The following is a 17,694-nucleotide window of genomic DNA, read 5'->3' on the forward strand; positions in this document are numbered from 1 at the left end:
AGTGACCTCTTCGAGCGGTATGAGACGGGCACTGGCCCGGGCACGTGACGGCAAGACGCTGGACGAGGGTGAGGCGCTCGTCCTGCTCGGCGCGCGCGGCGAGGACCTGGAGGCGCTCTTCGAGCCAGCCTCCCGGGTGCGTGATGCCGCGATGCTCAAGGCCGGGCGTCCAGAGGTCGTCACGTACTCACGCAAGGTGTTCATCCCGCTGACCCGGTTGTGCCGGGACCGTTGCCACTACTGCACATTCGCGACCGTGCCGCACCGTCTGCCGGCTGCTTTCCTGTCGCCCGACGAGGTGCTGGAAATCGCGCGCGAGGGTGCCGCCCAAGGCTGCAAGGAAGCGCTTTTCACGCTCGGTGACCGCCCGGAGGATCGGTGGCCGGCAGCGCGGGAGTGGCTCGACGCGCATGGGTACGACGACACGCTGGCCTACGTACGCGCCATGGCGATCCGGGTGCTGGAGGAGACCGGGCTGCTGCCGCACCTCAACCCCGGCGTCATGTCCTGGTCCGACCTGCAGCGGTTGAAGCCGGTCGCTCCGTCGATGGGCATGATGCTCGAGACCACCTCGACGGCACTGTTCACGGAGCCGGGCGGTGCGCACTTCGGCTCTCCCGACAAGGACCCGGCCGTACGACTCCGCGTCCTCGAAGACGCAGGCCGCGTCGGCGTACCGTTCACGACCGGGGTCCTGGTCGGCATCGGTGAGACCGTCCAGGACCGGCTCGACAGCATCCTGGCGATCCGGCAGGTAGCGCGGGAGTACGGCGCGATCCAGGAGTGCATCGTCCAGAACTTCCGGGCCAAGGACGACACCGCGATGCGGTCGACGCCCGATGTGGGGGAGGAGGAGTATCTCGCCACCATCGCGGTCACCCGACTGCTCCTCGGCCCATCTGTGACGGTCCAGGCGCCGCCGAATCTGTCTGAGCCACAACAGATCTCACGCCTCCTGGCGGCAGGCGTCGATGACTGGGGCGGCGTTTCGCCGGTCACGCCCGACCACGTCAACCCCGAGCGTCCCTGGCCGGAGGTCGACGAGCTGCGCCAGTGGACCGAGGAGTCAGGGCTGCGGCTCGCCGAGCGTCTGACGGCTCATCCGAGGTACGTCCTCGGTGCCTTGGAGCGCGACGAGCCGTGGATCGACCCGCGGCTCCATGAGCACGTCCGCGCACTGGCGGATCTCTCGACCGGCCTGGCCGCGGAGGACGCTCGCGCCACGGGGCGACCGTGGCAGGAGCCGGATGGCGGGCTGGCCGCGACAGGTGACGGCCGCGGACGTGTCGACCTGCACCGTGAGGTCGACACCGAAGGCCGCACCGATGACCGGCGCAGCGACTTCGACGAGGTCTACGGCGACTGGGCTGAGGTCGCGCATCGCGTCGACTCCGCGCCGCAGCCGCTGGGCGCCGACGTGCGAGATGCGTTGTCCCGTGCGGAAACTGACCCGGCGGGGTTGTCCGACGACGACTACTTGGCGCTTGTCACGAGCGATGGTGCCGACCTCGACGCGCTCTGCCGGCTGGCCGACGACATCCGTCGTGACGTGGTCGGTGATGACGTGACCTATGTCGTCAACCGCAACGTCAACTTCACCAACATCTGTTACGTCGGCTGCCGGTTCTGTGCCTTCGCTCAACGCAAGACGGATGCCGACGCCTTCACCCTGTCCCTGGAGCAGATCGGTCAGCGTGCCGCCGAGGCGCAAGCGCTCGGAGCGACCGAGATCTGTCTGCAGGGCGGGATCGACCCCTCACTGGGGCGGACGGCGTACGTCGACATCGTGCGTGCAGTGACCGGCGCCGCCCCGGGCATCCACGTACACGCCTTCTCTCCGATGGAGATCGCGACGGCTTCCGCGAAGGCAGGCGTGTCCGTGAAGGAGTGGCTGCAGGAAGTACGCGATGCCGGCCTCGGCTCGATCCCCGGGACGGCGGCGGAGATCCTCGACGACGAGGTGCGCTGGGTGCTGACCAAGGGCAAGCTCCCGGCGTCGCAGTGGCTCGAGGTCGTGCAGACCGCGCACGAAGTGGGGCTGCCGAGCAGCTCGACGATGATGTACGGCCACGTCGACCACCCGCGGCACTGGGTCGGCCATCTGCGCACCCTGGCTCGGCTGCAGGACAAGACAGGTGGTTTCACCGAGTTCGTGCCGCTGCCGTTCGTCCATCACAACGCGCCGGTCTATCTCGCCGGTCTGGCACGGCCGGGCCCCACGCTCCGCGACAACCGCGCCGTGCACGCCCTCGCGCGACTGATGCTGCACGGGCGGATCCACAACATCCAGACGTCCTGGGTCAAGCTCGGCGTGGACGGCACCCGGCAGATGCTCCAGGGCGGCGCGAACGACGTCGGCGGCACCCTCATGGAGGAGACGATCAGCCGGATGGCCGGTTCCGAGCATGGCTCCGCCAAGACCGTCGCCGAGCTGCAGGAGATCGCGGCGGGCATCGGCCGAGGGGTGCGGGAGCGTACGACGACCTATGGACGCCCTGCGGCAGGGGCGGCCTGAACCCGTACTCTCTTGCGACGTGAAGACGTTCGAGCAGCTGTGGGACGAGCTGTCCCGCAAGGCCACTGAGCGCCCCGAGGGCTCCGGCACTGTCGCCGCCCTCGATGCAGGCGTACACACCATCGGCAAGAAGGTCGTCGAAGAGGCGGCCGAGGTCTGGATGGCGGCCGAGCATGAGGGCAAGGAGCGCACCGCCGAGGAGATCAGCCAGCTGATCTACCACCTGCAGGTGCTGATGCTCGCCAGCGAGATCTCCCTCGACGACGTCTACGCCCACCTGTAGGAGCACCCTGATGCTGAAAGTGGCTGTCCCCAACAAGGGCGCCCTGTCCGAGTCGGCTGCCGCGATGCTCCGCGAGGCCGGCTACCGCGGCCGCCGTGAGAGCAAGGAGCTCGTGGTCCGCGACACCGACCACGACGTCGAGTTCTTCTTCCTGCGGCCGCGTGACATCGCGATCTATGTCGGCGCCGGCACTCTCGACGTAGGCCTGACCGGGCGCGATCTGCTGCTGGACTCCGCCAGCCCGGCGGAGGAGGTCCTCGCCCTGGGCTTCGGTGGATCAACGTTTCGGTACGCGAGCCTCCCGGGCTTCGCTGCCGATGTCACCGAGCTCGCCGGGCGCCGGATTGCGACCAGCTTTGCCGGCCTGGTGGAGGCTGACCTGGAGCGGCACGGGGTCGAGGCAAGCGTGGTCAAGCTGGACGGTGCCGTCGAGACGGCCGTGACGCTCGGCGTGGCTGACGCGATCGCCGACGTCGTCGAGACCGGTACGTCGATGCGCAACGCGGGCCTGGAAGTCTTCGGTGAGCCGATCATGACCAGCGAGGCGGTGCTGATCCGCCCCGCCGAACGCGAGGACAGCGCGGCCGTCGACGTGCTCGTACGCCGGCTCGAGGGCGTGCTGACCGCACGCCACTACGTGATGATGGACTACGACATCCGGGTCGAGCTGGTCGAGCAGGCGTGCGCCCTGACGCCTGGTTTGGAGTCGCCCACGGTGTCGCCGCTGCACGACAAGGGCTACGTCGCCGTGCGTTCGATGGTCCCGCGCAAGCGCACCAACCAGGTGATGGACGACCTCTACGACCTGGGTGCGCGGGCGATCCTGGTCACCGACATCGCCGCATGCCGCATCTGAGTCTCGCCATGAGTGCCAACAGGGACCTGTACGCCGTCTTCCGCCCTCGCAAGGGACGCATCGTCCCGCTGGTGGCGGCGGCTGCCTCGCTCGCGGTGTTCACGTTCGTCGCGGTCACCGTGCAAGGCGGCGGACACAGCGGCTGGTCAACGCCGGACCGGGTGATGCTGATCGCCTTCGGCGCCCTGATGGCGTTCGGGTTGTGGCGTTTTGCGCAGGTGCGCGCTGTCCCGACGCCGACCGGTCTGACCGTCCACAACCTGATCGCCACGCGGCAGCTGGAGTGGTCGCAGGTCGTCAACGTGCAGTTCGGCGCGCACAGCTCGTGGGCTGTTCTCGAGCTGGATGACACCGAGACGCTCGCGGTGATGGCGATCCAGCGGAATGACGGACAGCGTGCACTGGCAGAGGCACAGCGGCTCGCCGCTCTGGTCGAGGGACGCTCGCGGCCGTCTGCGTGACCGGTGTCAGTCGTCCAGGTCCTCCGCACGGGCCGGCACCTGGCCGCGCGCCTCGGCATAGGTCAGACCGGTGAGCATCAGCAGGTCGACCACGGTGGAGCGCATCTGAGCGCGAATCACCTCACCCGACAGCGATGTTCGGCGCGAGGCCAGCGAGCAACGACGGGCGATACGGACGAGCGCGTCGCGCGAGTCCTCGGGGTCTCGGCGAGCGGTGAGGTCGGTCGCCATCTCGCCCATCGTGGCCGCGAGGTCGTCGAGGATGTCGAGGTAGGACGGCGGAACCAGCTCGCCCACCCAGACTGCGACTGACGCTCGTCGCACGAGCACGCGCAGGTTGCGGATGGCCCGGTCAAGGGGCTCCTGGATGTCGGCGATCCCGACCACCGACGGTCCGTGCCTCCGCCGGAAGGGCGACTGCCGGGTGACCGCGATGCCCTCCGCCGTGGCTTCGCGCAGCTCGGTCAGCATCGACTCCGAGTCCCGCGCACGGTCCAGGGCGGTGTCGACACGGTCCTGGTCACGGCGGCGTACGGCGGTGGCGGTCTCGGCGAGCACATCGCTGAGCTCGGTGAGCACTTCGCCGGCCTTGACGCGCGGTCGGCGGATCGGTGAGGTCGGCGTGATGGTCGCGGCGATGATCGCCACGATGCCTCCGACCGCGGCGTCGAGCCAGCGGCTGAACGCCGTGCCCGGAGGGGCAACGAGGATCACCACGATCATTGACTGGACGCCCGCCTGGATCATGATGAGCCCGCCCGCGCCGAGCAGGACTGCCAGGCACATCGAGCAGACGACGACCACCGCCAGCTGCCACGCGCCCGTGCCGAAGATGTGCACGAACACGTCGCCGATAAAGACTCCGATGGCCACGCCGGCGGTGAGCTCGACCACCCGACGCAGGCGCTGGCCGTACGTCAGGCCAAGCGTGACCAGCACGGTCACCGGTGCGAAGAACGGTTGCGGATGGTCGAGCACGTCGTGCGCGATGACCCAGGCGAGTGCGCCGAACAACCCGCACTGCAGGATCAGGAAGAACCGGTTGCGCAGCCGGTCGGCACGCTCTCGCAAAGAGCGACGGGTGAGCTGGGGGCGAGGGTCGAGGCGCCGACCCCAGTCGCGTGCGAGCACCGTTGCGGCAGTGCTGTCCTCGGCAGGTGGAGGGGTCTCGCCGGACGGCTCCCGCGTGCTCATCGGTGACCTCCTCGACGTCGGGACGAGGCTACCGGCGTTGACGCTCGAACGCCCTTATCGGCGTGGTGCGCCGAACAGCCGAAGGGACATCACGTCCACGCCGCCTGCTGGCGCCGATTCGACGACCAGTCGGACGTATCGGCCAACCCCACGCAGGTGCTCGAACTCTTCGATGCCGACCGCCCGTGGGTCGAAGTCGATCAGGTCCTGGGGAGTGGTCGCCTTCCGGTAGGGCGTGGTGCCGCCCTTCCCCGTGCTGGTCGAGGCCAGCTGGCGCCAGCGCCTGCCGTCGGCGGACAGCTCCAGCCGGTACGCCGAGGCGAACCGAACGCCCCACTGCACGGCCGCGCGGTCCAGCGCTACCGGCTCGCCGAGGTCGATCGTGAACGCAGTGCCACGGCCGCCATCCGACCCGCTGCTCCAGCCGGTCGACGGGTCGTCGTCCACGGCCGCCGCTGGATCCTGGCCAGTCGTCGCCACGGCTCTGCATCCCATGGCCAGGTCCACCGTGGGCAGTCCGCCGGGCGCGTCTCCGACCTGTTGCAGGGCACGGACGAAGCCCGGGTAGTCGGCGGCCGGCTTGGGCGAGCCCCAGCCGGCCTGGGCCACGATGTGAGTGAGCCGGGTGGTGTACTCGGAGATGTGCTGCTCGGACTCCGCGTCGCCTGCGTCGCACCAGATGTGCATGGCGGTGCCCTGGTTGGCCGATCCGGTGATCGTGCGGAATGGGGAGGGGGTCTCTCCGTCCGCTCCCCAGTTCAAGAACTCATCGACCTGCCAGTTGTCGTAGGTCCACGGGGTGTCCTTGCGGTAGTCCCAGCCGCCGCCGGCCGCGTAGTAGGTGGGCGGGCTGCCACCGTTCATCACGGTGAAGCCCTGGTCGACCAGCCACTGAGGGTCCGCGCCGCGGGAGGTCCAGAAGTCGATGTTGATGGTGCTCGACGGCCGGACGACCGCGGTCTTGACCCCGACCAACCCGTCGTTCCACATCCGCATCGTCTTGCCGTGCGCGCGCACGATGTCGTTCGCCCAGTTCAGGAACCCGAGCACGCAGTCGTTGCCGGTCAGCTTGGACGCGTCTCCGTCTGAAGGCAGGTAGTGCGCCTTCGCGTAGGCGATGTACGCAGCGTTGTCCGACACTGAGTCGGCCTCGTCGCCGCCGATCATCCAGTAGCGGCCCGGGAAGAGCGGCAGGTACTCATCCAGCAGGTCCTTGATGAACGCGTAGACCTCGTCCTTGCTCAGGTCCAGGGTGGTCTTGGTGCCCGGCAGACCCAGCTCGGGGTGGACGGAGAGCACCTGGGTCATGTGTCCGGGGACGTCGATCTCAGGGATGATCTCGATGTGGTGCTGCTCCGCGAGCGCGATCAGGTCGCGCACCTGGCGCTTCGTCAGGAAGCCGTCCTTCGACACCACTTCGGGGTGCGTGCTGGACTCGATGCGGAAGCCCTCACTGTCCGACAGATGCAGGTGCAGGGTGTTGAGCTGCATGTACGCCATGTTGCGGATGGTGCCTTCGAGCCACTCGGGCGTGAAGTACTTGCGACCGTTGTCGACCATCAGCCCGCGATAGGGCTTCAGCGGCCAGTCCACGGCGGTGCCGCCCGCCACGACCGGCGACTGGTGCAGCAGCTGGAGCAGCGTACGAGTGCCCCGGAAGATGCCCGTCACAGCCGCCGCTGACAGGTCCATGACAGCGCCGGAGTCAAGGGTGTAGCCCTCGTCGCCGGTCGCCGGGTTCCTGTCGTCGGACAGTCGGAGCCGCAGATCGCCGGGGCGTGCAGCGCCGGTGACCACAGGTATCCGGCGGCCGGTCAGCGTGTGCAGGTCGGTCGCGAACAGGGCGGCGGTGCCGGCCAGCTTCGAGCGGTCGGCCCTGTCCAGGACGATGCGGCTCCGTACGCCGAAGCGGTACGCACCTCTACCGGCCGTCCACTGCTGGAGTCCGGGCACGGTCAGCGGTCGTGCTACCACCGCTTGACGGACGCCCGGGGTTCGCACGAAGCCCTCCGCCCGGGCCGAACCTGCCGGGGCGGTCGTGGCAGCCGCGACGAGGGCGGCCGTGCCGGTGACGAAGGTGCGTCGGGTGGGATGCGCCGGATGCATTGCGACTCCAGAAGGCAGGAGGAAGATGTCTATACAACTCCGGTCATCCTGGCCGTTCGATGCGCGAGCCGCAAGGGTCAGTCGGGATCAGTGCGGAAGAGCAGGTGGGCGTGGTCTCGCGTGTGATCAGCGGCGAAGACCGCCGCCTCCTGACGTGCCCAGCGTTCCCAGTTGGTGCCGAACGTGTCGCCGTCGCGTTCGAGCCCGCGCTTCATCCGCAGATCGTGCTCCGCCTCGAGCCACACTCGCACCGCGACGTCCTCGCGAGCCGACCCGACCGTGCAGGCGCAGCCCTCCACGACCACGAACCGGTGCTCGGGCACCTGCACGAGCTCGGCGTACCGTCCGCTCTGCCAGTCGAACCGGCGGTACGCCGCGGGCTCGCCCCGAGTGAGAGGGGTGAGCACCTGCGCGGACAGGAGGGCGGGAGCGGCGGCCAGGCCGTCCCAGCCGGGAAAGATGTCGTCCAGGTGCACGACGGGCGCATCGTCGAGGGCTCGCGAGACGAGCTGGGCGAGTGAGGACTTCCCCGAGCCGGCAGGCCCGTCGATCCCGACGATCACCGGGGCGCCGCGCGCTGCTCGGGCGAGGTCGGCGACTCGCTCGGCGTCGGCGGGGCGCGCGTGGTTCACACCCCAGACGTGATGGTCATCGGACACGGACGTCACCCTAGGCTGACGGCGTGAGCGTCGCCGTCCGTGTCATCCCGTGTCTCGATGTCGATGCCGGTCGTGTGGTCAAGGGCGTCAACTTCGACAACCTGCGCGACGCGGGCGATCCCGTCGAGCTGGCCGCCGTCTACGACCGGCAGGGCGCCGATGAGCTCACCTTCCTCGACGTCACCGCGTCATCGGCCGACCGCGAGACGACCTACGACGTCGTACGCCGGACGGCCGAGCAGGTCTTCATCCCGCTGACCGTCGGGGGAGGCGTACGCGCAGTCGGCGATGTCGACCTGCTGCTGCGCGCGGGCGCCGACAAGGTCGGCATCAACACCGGCGCCATCGCTCGCCCGGAGGTCATCGCTGAGATCGCCGACCGGTTCGGCTCTCAGGTGCTCGTGCTGTCCGCTGATGTACGCCGCTCGCCGGACGGCCGCTTCGAGGTCACCACCCACGGTGGTCGCCGGTCGGCCGGTCTCGAGGCGGTCGAGTGGTGCGTACGCGCGACAGAGCTGGGCGCCGGCGAGATCCTGCTGAACTCGATGGACGCGGACGGGACCAAGAACGGGTTCGACCTGGAGCTGATCCGGGCGGTGCGCGCCGAAGTGAGTGTGCCGCTGATCGCCAGCGGAGGAGCCGGCACACCGCAGCACTTCGTGGAAGCCGTGGAGGCGGGGGCCGACGCGGTCCTAGCGGCCTCGGTGTTCCACTTCCAGGAGATGACGATCGGCCAGGTCAAGGACGCCTTGCGCACCGCCGGCCACGAGGTCCGTTAGAGCCCCATCGTCGCTGACCGGTACGCCGCGACCGCGTCCGGAGGACCGTCGATCTCGACATCGGCCCTGGCACCATCCGCGCCGGCCCGGCCCGCGATGCTCAGCAGGATCTCGCCGGGAGCGCCCTTCAGCGTGACGGTCTGCTCGGGTCCGCTGCCGCGTCGCAGCACCGCCTCGCCGTGGCCGTCGCTCTGTGCCTCGACACCGACGTCGACCCCACGCAGCGTCATCTTGGCCATCCGCTGCACGACCGGCCACAGCTCTCGCTCAGCAGCTGAGGTCAGCTCGCGCCGCGCGCTCGGATCGACGCCGCGCAGCACGTCCTCGTGGTGGATGAAGAACTCACCCGTGTTGGCGACCTGGTCGATCGCGCCGATCCGGAACGGCGAAAGGAAGGGCGGCCCGGAGCGTACGGTCTGCACGAGCTGCTCCCACGGCTGCGCCGCGAGGCTGGACATCACCGAGTCGGTGTGGCTCGACAGCGCACTGACGAACATCCCGATCGCAGCGTCGGGACGCGACTCGCGCAGCACGAGATGGGCGGCGAGGTCACGGGTCGTCCAGCCCGCGCAGAGAGTGTCCGCGTCGGGCCCGACGAGCTCGAAGGTGTCGCAGAGCGCCTGTCGTTCCTGCTGAGCCAGAGATGCCATGGCGCCATGCTCTCGCGAATAACCGGTGGCGGTCGTGTCGGTACCGCGTGAGAGGCTGGAAGACGCGGTCGCACCGGCTTTGGGGAGTCGGTCTGCGGACCCGTCCACCCGCGGTACGAAAGGGATCTCGCCGTGACCTCGGCTGCTCAGACCAGGCCGGCACCTCGCCGTACCCTCCGCCGGGGCCTGCGCGTCATCGCGACCGGGTTCGGCGAGCAGCGCAAGGTGCTCGCCGTGGCCGTTCTCGGTTCGGCGATCTACGGGGTGATGACCGTCGCGATGGCGCGGGTGATCGCTCATCTGGTGTCCTCGATCGTCGAGCCGGCCGTTGCTGCGCGCTCGATCAGCGGCGGGCAGGTCTGGACGATCGTCTGGCAGATGACGCTGGCCGTGCTGCTCACGGTGGTCGGTGTGGTGCTGCGTCGGGTCGGTGCCGGCATCGCGTTCTTCAACCTCAACGCGTCCTACCGTCGACGGGTCACCCGCCAGTACCTCCGGCTCCCGCTCGCGTGGCACCACCGGCACCCGTCCGGCCAGCTGCTCTCCAACGCCAATGCCGATGTCGAGGCCACCTGGAACGTCTTCCAGCCGCTGCCCATGGCGATCGGTGTCCTCGTGATGCTGGCGGTGGGCTCGGTCGAGATGTTCCGTGTCGACCTGTGGCTGGCGTTGATCGGAATGCTCGTGTTCCCAGCGCTTTTCGTGGCCAACCTGGTCTTCCAGTCCCGCATGTCACCTCGTGTCACCCTCGCCCAGCAGCTGCGGGCGGAGGTCAGCGAGGTCGCCCACGAGAGCCTCGAGGCTGGGCTGCTGGTCAAGGCGATGGGTCGCGAGGAGCAGGAGACCGCGAGGTTCGCCGAGGTCACCAACCGGTTGCGAGTGGCCGCCGTCGAGGTCGGTCGGACGCGCGGCACCTTCGACCCGGTGATCGAGGCGATCCCGACGTTCGGCACGTTGGCCGTGCTCGCAGTGGGGACCGCTCGCGTGTCCTCCGGCGACCTCGACGCCGCCTCCGTGGTCCAGATCGCCTACCTCTTCTCCGTGCTCGCGTTCCCGGTCCGCTCGTTCGGCTGGGTGCTCGCCGAGCTGCCGCGCACCGTCAACGGCTGGGACCGCGTCGCCGGCGTCCTGCGCGCTCGCGGCGAGATGACGTACGGCGACCAGCCTCTCCCGTTCGACGGCCAGGGCGCGGTCGGACTGGAGGGCGTCTCGTACGCCTATGACGTCGCCGAGCGCTCCGACCTGGGCCGCGAGGGCGTGACCGGCTCGGAGTCGGCACCGACTGAGCGCGTCACTGCCGTCCGGGACGTCACCATCGAGATCCCGCCCGGGCAGACGACCGCGCTGGTCGGGCCCACGGGCTCCGGCAAGTCGACCCTCGTCAACATGGTGCTGCGGCTGGTCGATCCGACGGGCGGCGTGGTCGAGATCGACGGGCGCGACCTGCGCGAGGTCCGGCAGGGCGGCGTACCCGAGGTGGCGACGCTGGTCGCCCAGGAGACCTTCCTGTTCGACGACACCGTGGAGGGCAACGTCACACTCGGCCGGGACGCCGATGAGACGGATGTCGAGGACGCTCTGCGGGTCGCACAGGCATCCAAGTTTGTGGCGGAGCTCTCGGACGGCGCGCAGACCCGGGTGGGGGAGCGCGGTGCGAGCCTGTCCGGCGGACAGCGTCAGCGAATTGCGTTGGCACGTGCGGTGATTCGCCGGCCCCGGTTGCTGGTGCTCGACGATGCGACATCCGCCGTTGACCCGGCCATCGAGACAGCCATCCTCGACGGGCTGCGCGAGCGCAGTGACGGGATGACCGTGCTCGTCGTGGCCTACCGGAAGTCGACGATCGGCATGGCTGACCGGGTCGCCTACATCGAGCGTGGCCGGGTACTCGATCAGGGCACGCACTCTGAGCTGATGGACCGGTGCGAGGGCTACCGCCGGCTCGTCACCGCCTACACCCGCGAGGCTGAGGAACGCGCAGCCGTGGCGGCCGATGAGGAGGCGTCATGAGCGCGGACACCGCGACCTCGAGCGAGATCGGCGGCAGCGCCGAGCTGACGACCAGCCAGACGCTGCGTCGCGGCGTCCAGCTGTCACCGGAGCTGCGCAACGGTCTGCTCGTCACCCTGGCGCTCGCCCTGATCTCGACGCTCGGACGCGTCCTCGTGCCGTTCGTCGTCCAGCAGACCATCGACCACGGCATCATGGCCGACGGCGGTCCGGACACCGGCCTGGTCGTACGACTGGTGTGCCTCGCGGGGCTCGCCGTCGGGCTGACGGCCGTGACGTCGTACTTCGTCAACCTGCGGCTTTTCCGCGCCTCTGAGGGCGGTCTGGCCACACTGCGGGTGCGCGCCTTCCGACACATCCACGACCTGTCGGCCTTGACCCAGAACTCCGAACGCCGTGGCGCGCTGGTCTCGCGGGTCACCAGTGACGTCGACACGATCTCGCAGTTCGTGCAGTTCGGCGGGCTGATGTTCATCGTCTCGATCGGTCAGCTGACCGTCGCGACCGTGCTGATGGTCATCTACAGCCCGCTGCTGGCCGCGGTGGTCTGGATCTGCTTCATCCCGCTGTTCGTGGTCGTGCGCCGTTTCCAGGGGATGGTGGGTCGGGCCTACACCGGAGTTCGCGAACGCGTGGGCGACATGCTCGCGGCAATCTCGGAGTCGGTGGTCGGGGCGGTGACGATTCGGGCGTACGGCGTCGAGGAGCGCACCGGCGAGCGGATTGACCTCGCGATCGACCGGCACCGACGTGCGGCCATCCTGGCTCAGCTCAAGGCTGTTGCCGCGTTCACCTCCGGACAGCTGGTCGCCGGCCTGACGACCATGGCAGTGCTCGCGGTGGGTGCAGTGATGGCCGCGCACGGTGACCTCAGCCTGGGTGAGCTGCTCGCATTCTTGTTCCTGGTCAACCTCTTCACCCAGCCGGTGCAGACGGCGACCGAGATCCTCAACGAGATGCAGAACGCCATCGCCGGTTGGCGACGCGTCATCGGCGTGATCGACACTCCAGCCGATGTCAGCGACCCGGCCGACGACGGTGTCGAGCTGCCGCGTGGGCCGATCACGGTGGAGTTCGACGACGTGTCCTTCGCCTACCCGGGCGGCGAGACCGTGCTGTCCGACGTCTCGTTGACGATTCCGCCTCGGTCGCGCGTGGCCGTGGTGGGGGAGACGGGCTCGGGCAAGACGACGCTCGCCAAGCTCCTCACCCGACTGATGGACCCGGCGGGCGGGACCGTACGGCTGGACGGCGTCGACCTGCGTGATCTCCGCTTCTCGTCCTTGCGGTCGCGCGTGGTGATGGTGCCGCAGGAGGGCTTCCTCTTCGATGCCACGCTGCTGCACAACCTCAGGTTCGGTCGCCCGGACGCGAGCATCGAGGACGTCGAGCTGACTCTCACCGAGCTCGGACTGGACGGGTGGGTCGAGGGCTTGCCGCACGGTCTGGACACCGAGGTCGGCCAGCGCGGCGAGTCCCTGTCGGCCGGTGAGCGCCAGCTGGTCGCGCTCGCTCGCGCCTACCTCGCCGACCCTGATCTCCTGGTGCTCGACGAGGCCACCAGCGCAGTTGACCCCTCCACCGAGGTACGCATCCAGCGAGCCCTCGACGGTCTCACCACCGGCCGCACGTCGGTCGCCATCGCCCACCGGCTCTCCACCGCGGAAGCAGCCGATGAGGTGATCGTGGTCGACCGCGGTCGCGTCGTGCAGCGTGGGCCGCACGAGCAGCTCGTCCGGCAGCAGGACGGGGTCTATGCCCGTCTGCACGCGTCCTGGGCCCGCCAGCAGACCTGATCTCGGCTTCCCTGGGGTATCGATATTCGATAGTATCGAAAATCGATAGCATCAAATCTCGGGAGGCTCGGATGTTGACCCAGGACAAGCCCTTTGTGAGTCTGCGCGCCATGAACGCACTGGCTGCCCTTGTCGTCGTGCTCGGCTGGCTGGCGGCCGTGGGTGGCGTGGTGTACGCGATCAACGGTGCGACCCAGGCGGGCGGCTCGATCACCGTCTCTGCGCAGGTGCACGATCTGACCGGGACCACAGTTCGGGACAGCGTGCCGGCCGACGCAACGCTTCGTCCGACGGGGAGCCAGTCGGCGCTTCAGCTAGGGCTGCCGAACAGCGGTACGGACAGCTGGATGCACACCCCGGCCGACTCCTGGTTGCTCACGACAGGGGACTCCTCCGTTGCTGAACAGCTCCTGTCGCGCGGCGACGCGGTCATCTGGGGCCTGAGCGCTCTGGCGGCGGGCTACGCGCTGCGCGCCCTGATCCTGTCCATCAGCGCTGGCCGACCGTTCGCCGAGGGCAACGCTCGCCGCATTGCCACCATGGGCGTTCTGGCGGTGGCAGCGTGCTGGGCCGGGTCTGCCTCGACGGGTGCTGCGGCCGTCGTGGTTGCCGATCGAGTGGGCGTGACGTCACAGGTGAACGGCGTCCTGTCGTTCTCGCTCCTGCCGCTGGTGGTCCTGCCCTTCGTCCTGGTTCTCGCCGAGGCGTTCCGGCGCGGCGGGGAGCTGGCGCGCGACGTCGACGGCCTCGTGTGATGGCAGCTCCCGAGCACCGGGTCACCTGCCATCTCGACCGATTGCTCGAGGAGCGCGGCATGACCCTGACTGAGCTGGCCGAACGTGTCGGCGTCACGGTGGTCAACTTGTCGGTGCTCAAGAACGACCGAGCCAAGGCGATCCGGTTCTCGACACTGACTGGCATCTGCGAGGTTCTCCGGTGCGAGCCGGGCGACGTCCTCTCGCTGCGCGCCGCACCCTGAACGAGCGGTGTCGGTCCTGACCACCAGGATGGCCGGATGAACAGAGCGCAGCTCGAGGCCGACCTCGTGACCTACTACGACAGCGAGGCGGCCGAACGCACGGTGCGCGCACTGCCGCCCGAGCGAGAGGCCGCGCGGTCGTCGTACGCCGACCTGCTCGGTCGCGAGAACCGCGCCTCGGTGCTGGAGATCGGTTCCGGTCCGGGTCGGGACGGTGTGGCGCTGCGTGACACCGGTCTGCGCTACACCGGCGTCGACCTCGCGCCGGAGAGCGTCGCGCTGTGCCGTCAGGAAGGGCTGGACGTCCACGTCGCCTCGGTGCACGAGCTGCCGTTCGAGGACGACGCGTTCGAGGCCGGCTGGACGATGAGCACCCTGCTGCACGTACCCGACACGGACCTCGACTCCGCGCTCGGCGAGATCGTCCGTGTGCTGCGACCCGGAGCTCCGTTGGCGGTCGGCGTCTGGGGTGCAGCGCAGTCGCGCGAGGAGACCTGGGACGAGGGCACCGGGTTCGGGCCGCGGTTCTTCAGCCTCCGCAGCGACGCCGACCTGCGGGAGCAGCTCGCGTCGTACGGCGAGATCGAGGAGTTCCGCACCTGGCCCGGACACGGCGGTCTCCACTACCAGTGGGCCGTGCTGCGCTGCCGCTGATCGACGCAGGGGCACCCTCAAACCCAGGCGACTCGCCACCTCGCAGATGCCTCCCCTACGTGGGGGTCACTCTCGACGTAGCGAGTCACTTTGCGGATGCAAAAGAAGGCCGGCCGTGGTCCGTCCCGATCCGCGCCACGTCCAACCGCTGTACTCCTGCCGACCGGCCATCGTGAACAATGGCCGGGTGCCTGACGAGACCGCTCTGCCCCCGGACGTCGCCGCGCGTCTGAAGCGCGATGCCGACGGCCTGGTCGCCGCCGTCATCCAGCAGCACGACACCGGTGAGGTGCTCATGCTCGGCTGGATGAACGACGAGGCCCTGCACCGCACGCTGACCGAAGGTCGCGTGACGTTCTGGTCGCGCAGCCGCGGCGAGTACTGGCGCAAGGGCGACACCTCCGGTCACGTGCAGCACGTCCGATCCGTCGCCATCGACTGTGACGGCGACGCGCTGCTCGTGCGGGTCGACCAGGTGGGTGCGGCCTGCCACACCGGCGAGCGCACCTGCTTCTTCACCGACATCCCGGCGGTCGTGGCATGAGCTCGCAGGACGTTCACGCGGACCTGAGCTGGGGTACGACCTGGCCCAGCCTGCCGGTCTTCGCCGAGCTGGCGCGCGAGCGGCGAGTCATCCCCGTCGTACGCCGGCTGCTCGCCGACGGGGAGACCCCGCTGGGCGTCTACCGGAAGCTGGCCCAGGACCGCCCGGGCACCTTCCTGCTGGAGTCGGCCGAGCACGGTGGCGTGTGGTCGCGCTACTCGATCATCGGCGCGTCCAGTCACGCGACGCTGACCGAGCAGGACGGCGAGGCGACCTGGCTGGGAGAGCCCCCTGTCGGCGTACCCACCGGTGGCAGCCCGACCGACGCGCTGCGGGACACGGTCGCGGCGCTGGCGACCGTCCCGATCCCTGGCCTGCCGCCGCTGACGGGCGGCATGGTCGGCACGGTCACCTACGACGCCGTACGCCGGTGGGAACGTCTCCCTGACACCGGCACCGACGACCTGGACCTGCCCGAGGTCGCGATGATGCTCGCGACCGATCTCGCGGTGCTCGACCACCGTGACGGCTCGCTGCTGCTCGTGGCCAACGCGATCAACTACGACAACACCGACGCACGGGTCGAGAACGCCTGGGCCGATGCTGTTGAGCGGCTGGACCGGATGACCGCTCAACTCGCGGCCGCCGCGCCCTCCACCGTGGCCGTCCCGCACCCGGTCGAGCTCGAGCCGAGCAGCACGCACACGCGCGAGCAGTTCCACGACATGGTCGAGCGCTGCAAGGAGGACATTCGCGCCGGCGAGGCGTTCCAGATCGTGGTGTCGCAGCGCTTCTCGGTGCCCTGTGCGGCCGATGCGCTGGACGTCTACCGCGCGCTGCGCGCCTCCAACCCGAGCCCCTATATGTATCTCCTGCGGCTGCCGCACCCGGACGGATCGACCTATGACGTGGTCGGGTCAAGCCCGGAGGCGCTCGTCAAGGTGACCGGACGCAAGGTCATCACCCACCCGATCGCTGGGTCCCGCCCACGCGGCAAGACTCCTGAGGACGACCAGCGGCTGGCCGACGAGCTGTCTGCCGACCCCAAGGAGCGCGCTGAGCACCTGATGCTGGTCGACCTCTCCCGCAACGACCTGCAGCGCGTCTGCAGGGCCGGGACGGTCGACACGGTGGAGTTCATGCAGGTCCGTCACTACAGCCACATCATGCATCTGGAGTCGACGGTGATCGGCGAGCTGAAGGCGGGCCGGTCGGCGTACGACGTGCTGGTGGCGACCTTCCCGGCCGGCACGTTGTCCGGCGCGCCCAAGCCGCGAGCCATGCAGATCATCGACGAGCTGGAGCCGAGCCGACGCGGTGTCTATGGGGGAGTGGTCGGCTACCTCGACTTTGCCGGTGACCTCGACCTGGCGATCGCGATCCGCACCGCCGTGCTCAAGGAGGGCACCGCCCATGTCCAGGCCGGGGCCGGCATCGTCGCCGACTCGGTGCCGGAGAGTGAGTACCAGGAGACGATCACCAAGGCCGCGGCAGCGCTGCGCGCCGTGTCGATCGCGACCGGCATGCGAGCCCCTCGATGACCGCCAAGCGCACCGTCCTGATCGAGGTGCTCGTTGCCGCGGTGGTGCTACTCGCGTGCAGCGCACGCACCTGGGTCGAGGGCACGGTCAGTGACGTGGTGCTGCAGGACAGCACCGTCTCGGTGTCCGGCAGCAAGGCCGCTGCCGGTGTGGTTGCAGGGGCCCTGGTCGGTGCGGCAGCCGCGGTTGCTACGGCGACGGGTGGTCGGATCGTACGTTGGGTCGGCGCGATAGCGGCGCTGCTCGCCGGGCTGCTGGCTGTCGTGCTGACCCTGCGGGTCATCCTCGACCCGAGCGATGTCGTCGGCCGTCAGGCGGCGACCACGACCGGCCGCACCGGATCGGTCGAGGCCGACGGCTCGGTCACCGTATGGGTCTGGATCGCCCTGGTCGGAGCCCTGCTGCTCCTCGCCGCTGGTGCCTCCGCCACGGTCGGGATGCGCCGTTGGGCGGGCCTCTCCTCCCGCTATGACGCACCGACGGCCGACAAGCCGGCCCGTCAGGAGTCGGACTGGGAACGACTGAGCAAGGGTGAGGACCCGACGGCAGACGCCGATGTCGACGCGGCCGACCCGCCGCGCTGAGACTCCGTTGCTGTGCGTTCCTGCGCGCCTGCCACAATGAGGCCGACCGCCACGGTGGGCGGTCCACCCCAGATCGAAGGAGT

At 69.3% G+C, this 17,694-nt stretch carries 17 protein-coding genes; 13 read left to right on the forward strand and 4 right to left on the reverse strand.

Features of this window, described 5'->3' with window-relative positions; all coding sequences use genetic code 11:
* The first annotated feature begins 1 nt into the window (after position 1).
* The 4 genes from VV02_RS14035 to VV02_RS14050 are packed head-to-tail and all read left to right on the forward strand — an operon-like array spanning position 2 to position 4,115.
* The gene (locus tag VV02_RS14035; protein ID WP_245633078.1) at positions 2–2,515 is read left to right on the forward strand and encodes a bifunctional FO biosynthesis protein CofGH; all 2,514 of its coding nucleotides are present in this window, start codon (positions 2–4) and stop codon (positions 2,513–2,515) included.
* Positions 2,516–2,534: 19 nt separating this feature from the next.
* Positions 2,535–2,798 (forward strand): phosphoribosyl-ATP diphosphatase, encoded by a 264-nt coding sequence (locus VV02_RS14040; protein ID WP_052597011.1) that lies wholly within the window; start codon positions 2,535–2,537, stop codon positions 2,796–2,798.
* Positions 2,799–2,808: 10 nt separating this feature from the next.
* A complete protein-coding gene (gene hisG / locus VV02_RS14045) occupies positions 2,809–3,654 on the forward strand; it encodes an ATP phosphoribosyltransferase (RefSeq protein WP_052592393.1) in 846 nt (281 codons plus the stop codon).
* 8 nt (positions 3,655–3,662) lie between these two features.
* A complete protein-coding gene (locus VV02_RS14050; protein WP_052597013.1) occupies positions 3,663–4,115 on the forward strand; it encodes a PH domain-containing protein in 453 nt (150 codons plus the stop codon).
* Between the two features lie 6 nt (positions 4,116–4,121).
* On the opposite strand, the gene VV02_RS14055 is transcribed toward VV02_RS14050, so the two are convergent.
* The 3 genes from VV02_RS14055 to VV02_RS14065 form a co-directional block, all read right to left on the reverse strand.
* Positions 4,122–5,309 carry an FUSC family protein gene (locus VV02_RS14055; RefSeq protein WP_083450160.1) on the reverse strand — a complete coding sequence of 396 codons (1,188 nt, stop codon included), beginning with the start codon at positions 5,307–5,309 and terminating at the stop codon, positions 4,122–4,124.
* 54 nt (positions 5,310–5,363) lie between these two features.
* Complete coding sequence (locus VV02_RS14060) at positions 5,364–7,415, reverse strand: family 20 glycosylhydrolase (protein ID WP_052592395.1); 2,052 nt, start codon at positions 7,413–7,415, stop codon at positions 5,364–5,366.
* A gap of 77 nt (positions 7,416–7,492) precedes the next feature.
* The gene (locus VV02_RS14065; RefSeq protein WP_245633079.1) at positions 7,493–8,074 is read right to left on the reverse strand and encodes a nucleoside/nucleotide kinase family protein; all 582 of its coding nucleotides are present in this window, start codon (positions 8,072–8,074) and stop codon (positions 7,493–7,495) included.
* Positions 8,075–8,097: 23 nt separating this feature from the next.
* Between VV02_RS14065 and hisF the strand changes: the two genes are divergently transcribed.
* Positions 8,098–8,853, forward strand: coding sequence for an imidazole glycerol phosphate synthase subunit HisF (gene hisF / locus VV02_RS14070; RefSeq protein ID WP_052592397.1), 756 nt, complete (start codon positions 8,098–8,100; stop codon positions 8,851–8,853).
* On the opposite strand, the gene VV02_RS14075 is transcribed toward hisF, so the two are convergent.
* Positions 8,850–9,503, reverse strand: coding sequence for a TIGR03085 family metal-binding protein (locus VV02_RS14075; protein ID WP_052592400.1), 654 nt, complete (start codon positions 9,501–9,503; stop codon positions 8,850–8,852). The two genes, hisF and VV02_RS14075, sit on opposite strands and share 4 nt — an antisense overlap.
* Before the next feature lie 132 nt (positions 9,504–9,635).
* Between VV02_RS14075 and VV02_RS14080 the strand changes: the two genes are divergently transcribed.
* From VV02_RS14080 to VV02_RS14115, 8 genes are all read left to right on the forward strand, one after another.
* Positions 9,636–11,513, forward strand: a complete 1,878-nt coding sequence (locus VV02_RS14080; RefSeq protein ID WP_052592401.1) for an ABC transporter ATP-binding protein — start codon at positions 9,636–9,638, stop codon at positions 11,511–11,513.
* Entirely contained in the window at positions 11,510–13,309 is a 1,800-nt protein-coding gene (locus VV02_RS14085; RefSeq protein WP_052592403.1) for an ABC transporter ATP-binding protein, read from the forward strand. Before VV02_RS14080 ends, VV02_RS14085 begins: the two co-directional genes overlap by 4 nt.
* Before the next feature lie 71 nt (positions 13,310–13,380).
* A complete protein-coding gene (locus VV02_RS14090; protein WP_052592405.1) occupies positions 13,381–14,064 on the forward strand; it encodes a DUF2975 domain-containing protein in 684 nt (227 codons plus the stop codon).
* Positions 14,064–14,288 carry a helix-turn-helix domain-containing protein gene (locus VV02_RS14095; RefSeq protein WP_052592407.1) on the forward strand — a complete coding sequence of 75 codons (225 nt, stop codon included), beginning with the start codon at positions 14,064–14,066 and terminating at the stop codon, positions 14,286–14,288. Before VV02_RS14090 ends, VV02_RS14095 begins: the two co-directional genes overlap by 1 nt.
* A gap of 36 nt (positions 14,289–14,324) precedes the next feature.
* Positions 14,325–14,942, forward strand: a complete 618-nt coding sequence (locus tag VV02_RS14100) for a class I SAM-dependent methyltransferase (protein WP_052592409.1) — start codon at positions 14,325–14,327, stop codon at positions 14,940–14,942.
* 187 nt (positions 14,943–15,129) lie between these two features.
* Complete coding sequence (hisI, locus tag VV02_RS14105; RefSeq protein ID WP_245633080.1) at positions 15,130–15,486, forward strand: phosphoribosyl-AMP cyclohydrolase; 357 nt, start codon at positions 15,130–15,132, stop codon at positions 15,484–15,486.
* Entirely contained in the window at positions 15,483–17,027 is a 1,545-nt protein-coding gene (locus VV02_RS14110; RefSeq protein WP_052592411.1) for an anthranilate synthase component I, read from the forward strand. The genes hisI and VV02_RS14110 overlap by 4 nt, the downstream gene beginning before the upstream one ends.
* The gene (locus VV02_RS14115) at positions 17,024–17,611 is read left to right on the forward strand and encodes a Trp biosynthesis-associated membrane protein (protein WP_052592413.1); all 588 of its coding nucleotides are present in this window, start codon (positions 17,024–17,026) and stop codon (positions 17,609–17,611) included. The genes VV02_RS14110 and VV02_RS14115 overlap by 4 nt, the downstream gene beginning before the upstream one ends.
* The last annotated feature ends 83 nt before the right edge of the window (positions 17,612–17,694 follow it).

Source organism: Luteipulveratus mongoliensis, from assembly GCF_001190945.1.
Taxonomy (GTDB): domain Bacteria; phylum Actinomycetota; class Actinomycetes; order Actinomycetales; family Dermatophilaceae; genus Luteipulveratus; species Luteipulveratus mongoliensis.

Bases quoted from the DNA above. Each gene is read 5' to 3' on its own strand.
- VV02_RS14100 (WP_052592409.1), top strand. From the start codon at position 14,325: ATGAACAGAGCGCAGCTCGAGGCCGACCTCGTGACCTACTACGACAGC.
- hisG (WP_052592393.1), top strand. From the start codon at position 2,809: ATGCTGAAAGTGGCTGTCCCCAACAAGGGCGCCCTGTCCGAGTCGGCT.
- VV02_RS14110 (WP_052592411.1), top strand. From the start codon at position 15,483: ATGAGCTCGCAGGACGTTCACGCGGACCTGAGCTGGGGTACGACCTGG.
- VV02_RS14115 (WP_052592413.1), top strand. From the start codon at position 17,024: ATGACCGCCAAGCGCACCGTCCTGATCGAGGTGCTCGTTGCCGCGGTG.
- VV02_RS14050 (WP_052597013.1), top strand. From the start codon at position 3,663: ATGAGTGCCAACAGGGACCTGTACGCCGTCTTCCGCCCTCGCAAGGGA.
- VV02_RS14085 (WP_052592403.1), top strand. From the start codon at position 11,510: ATGAGCGCGGACACCGCGACCTCGAGCGAGATCGGCGGCAGCGCCGAG.
- VV02_RS14075 (WP_052592400.1), bottom strand. From the start codon at position 9,503: ATGGCATCTCTGGCTCAGCAGGAACGACAGGCGCTCTGCGACACCTTC.
- VV02_RS14060 (WP_052592395.1), bottom strand. From the start codon at position 7,415: ATGCATCCGGCGCATCCCACCCGACGCACCTTCGTCACCGGCACGGCC.
- VV02_RS14095 (WP_052592407.1), top strand. From the start codon at position 14,064: ATGGCAGCTCCCGAGCACCGGGTCACCTGCCATCTCGACCGATTGCTC.
- VV02_RS14090 (WP_052592405.1), top strand. From the start codon at position 13,381: ATGTTGACCCAGGACAAGCCCTTTGTGAGTCTGCGCGCCATGAACGCA.
- VV02_RS14055 (WP_083450160.1), bottom strand. From the start codon at position 5,309: ATGAGCACGCGGGAGCCGTCCGGCGAGACCCCTCCACCTGCCGAGGAC.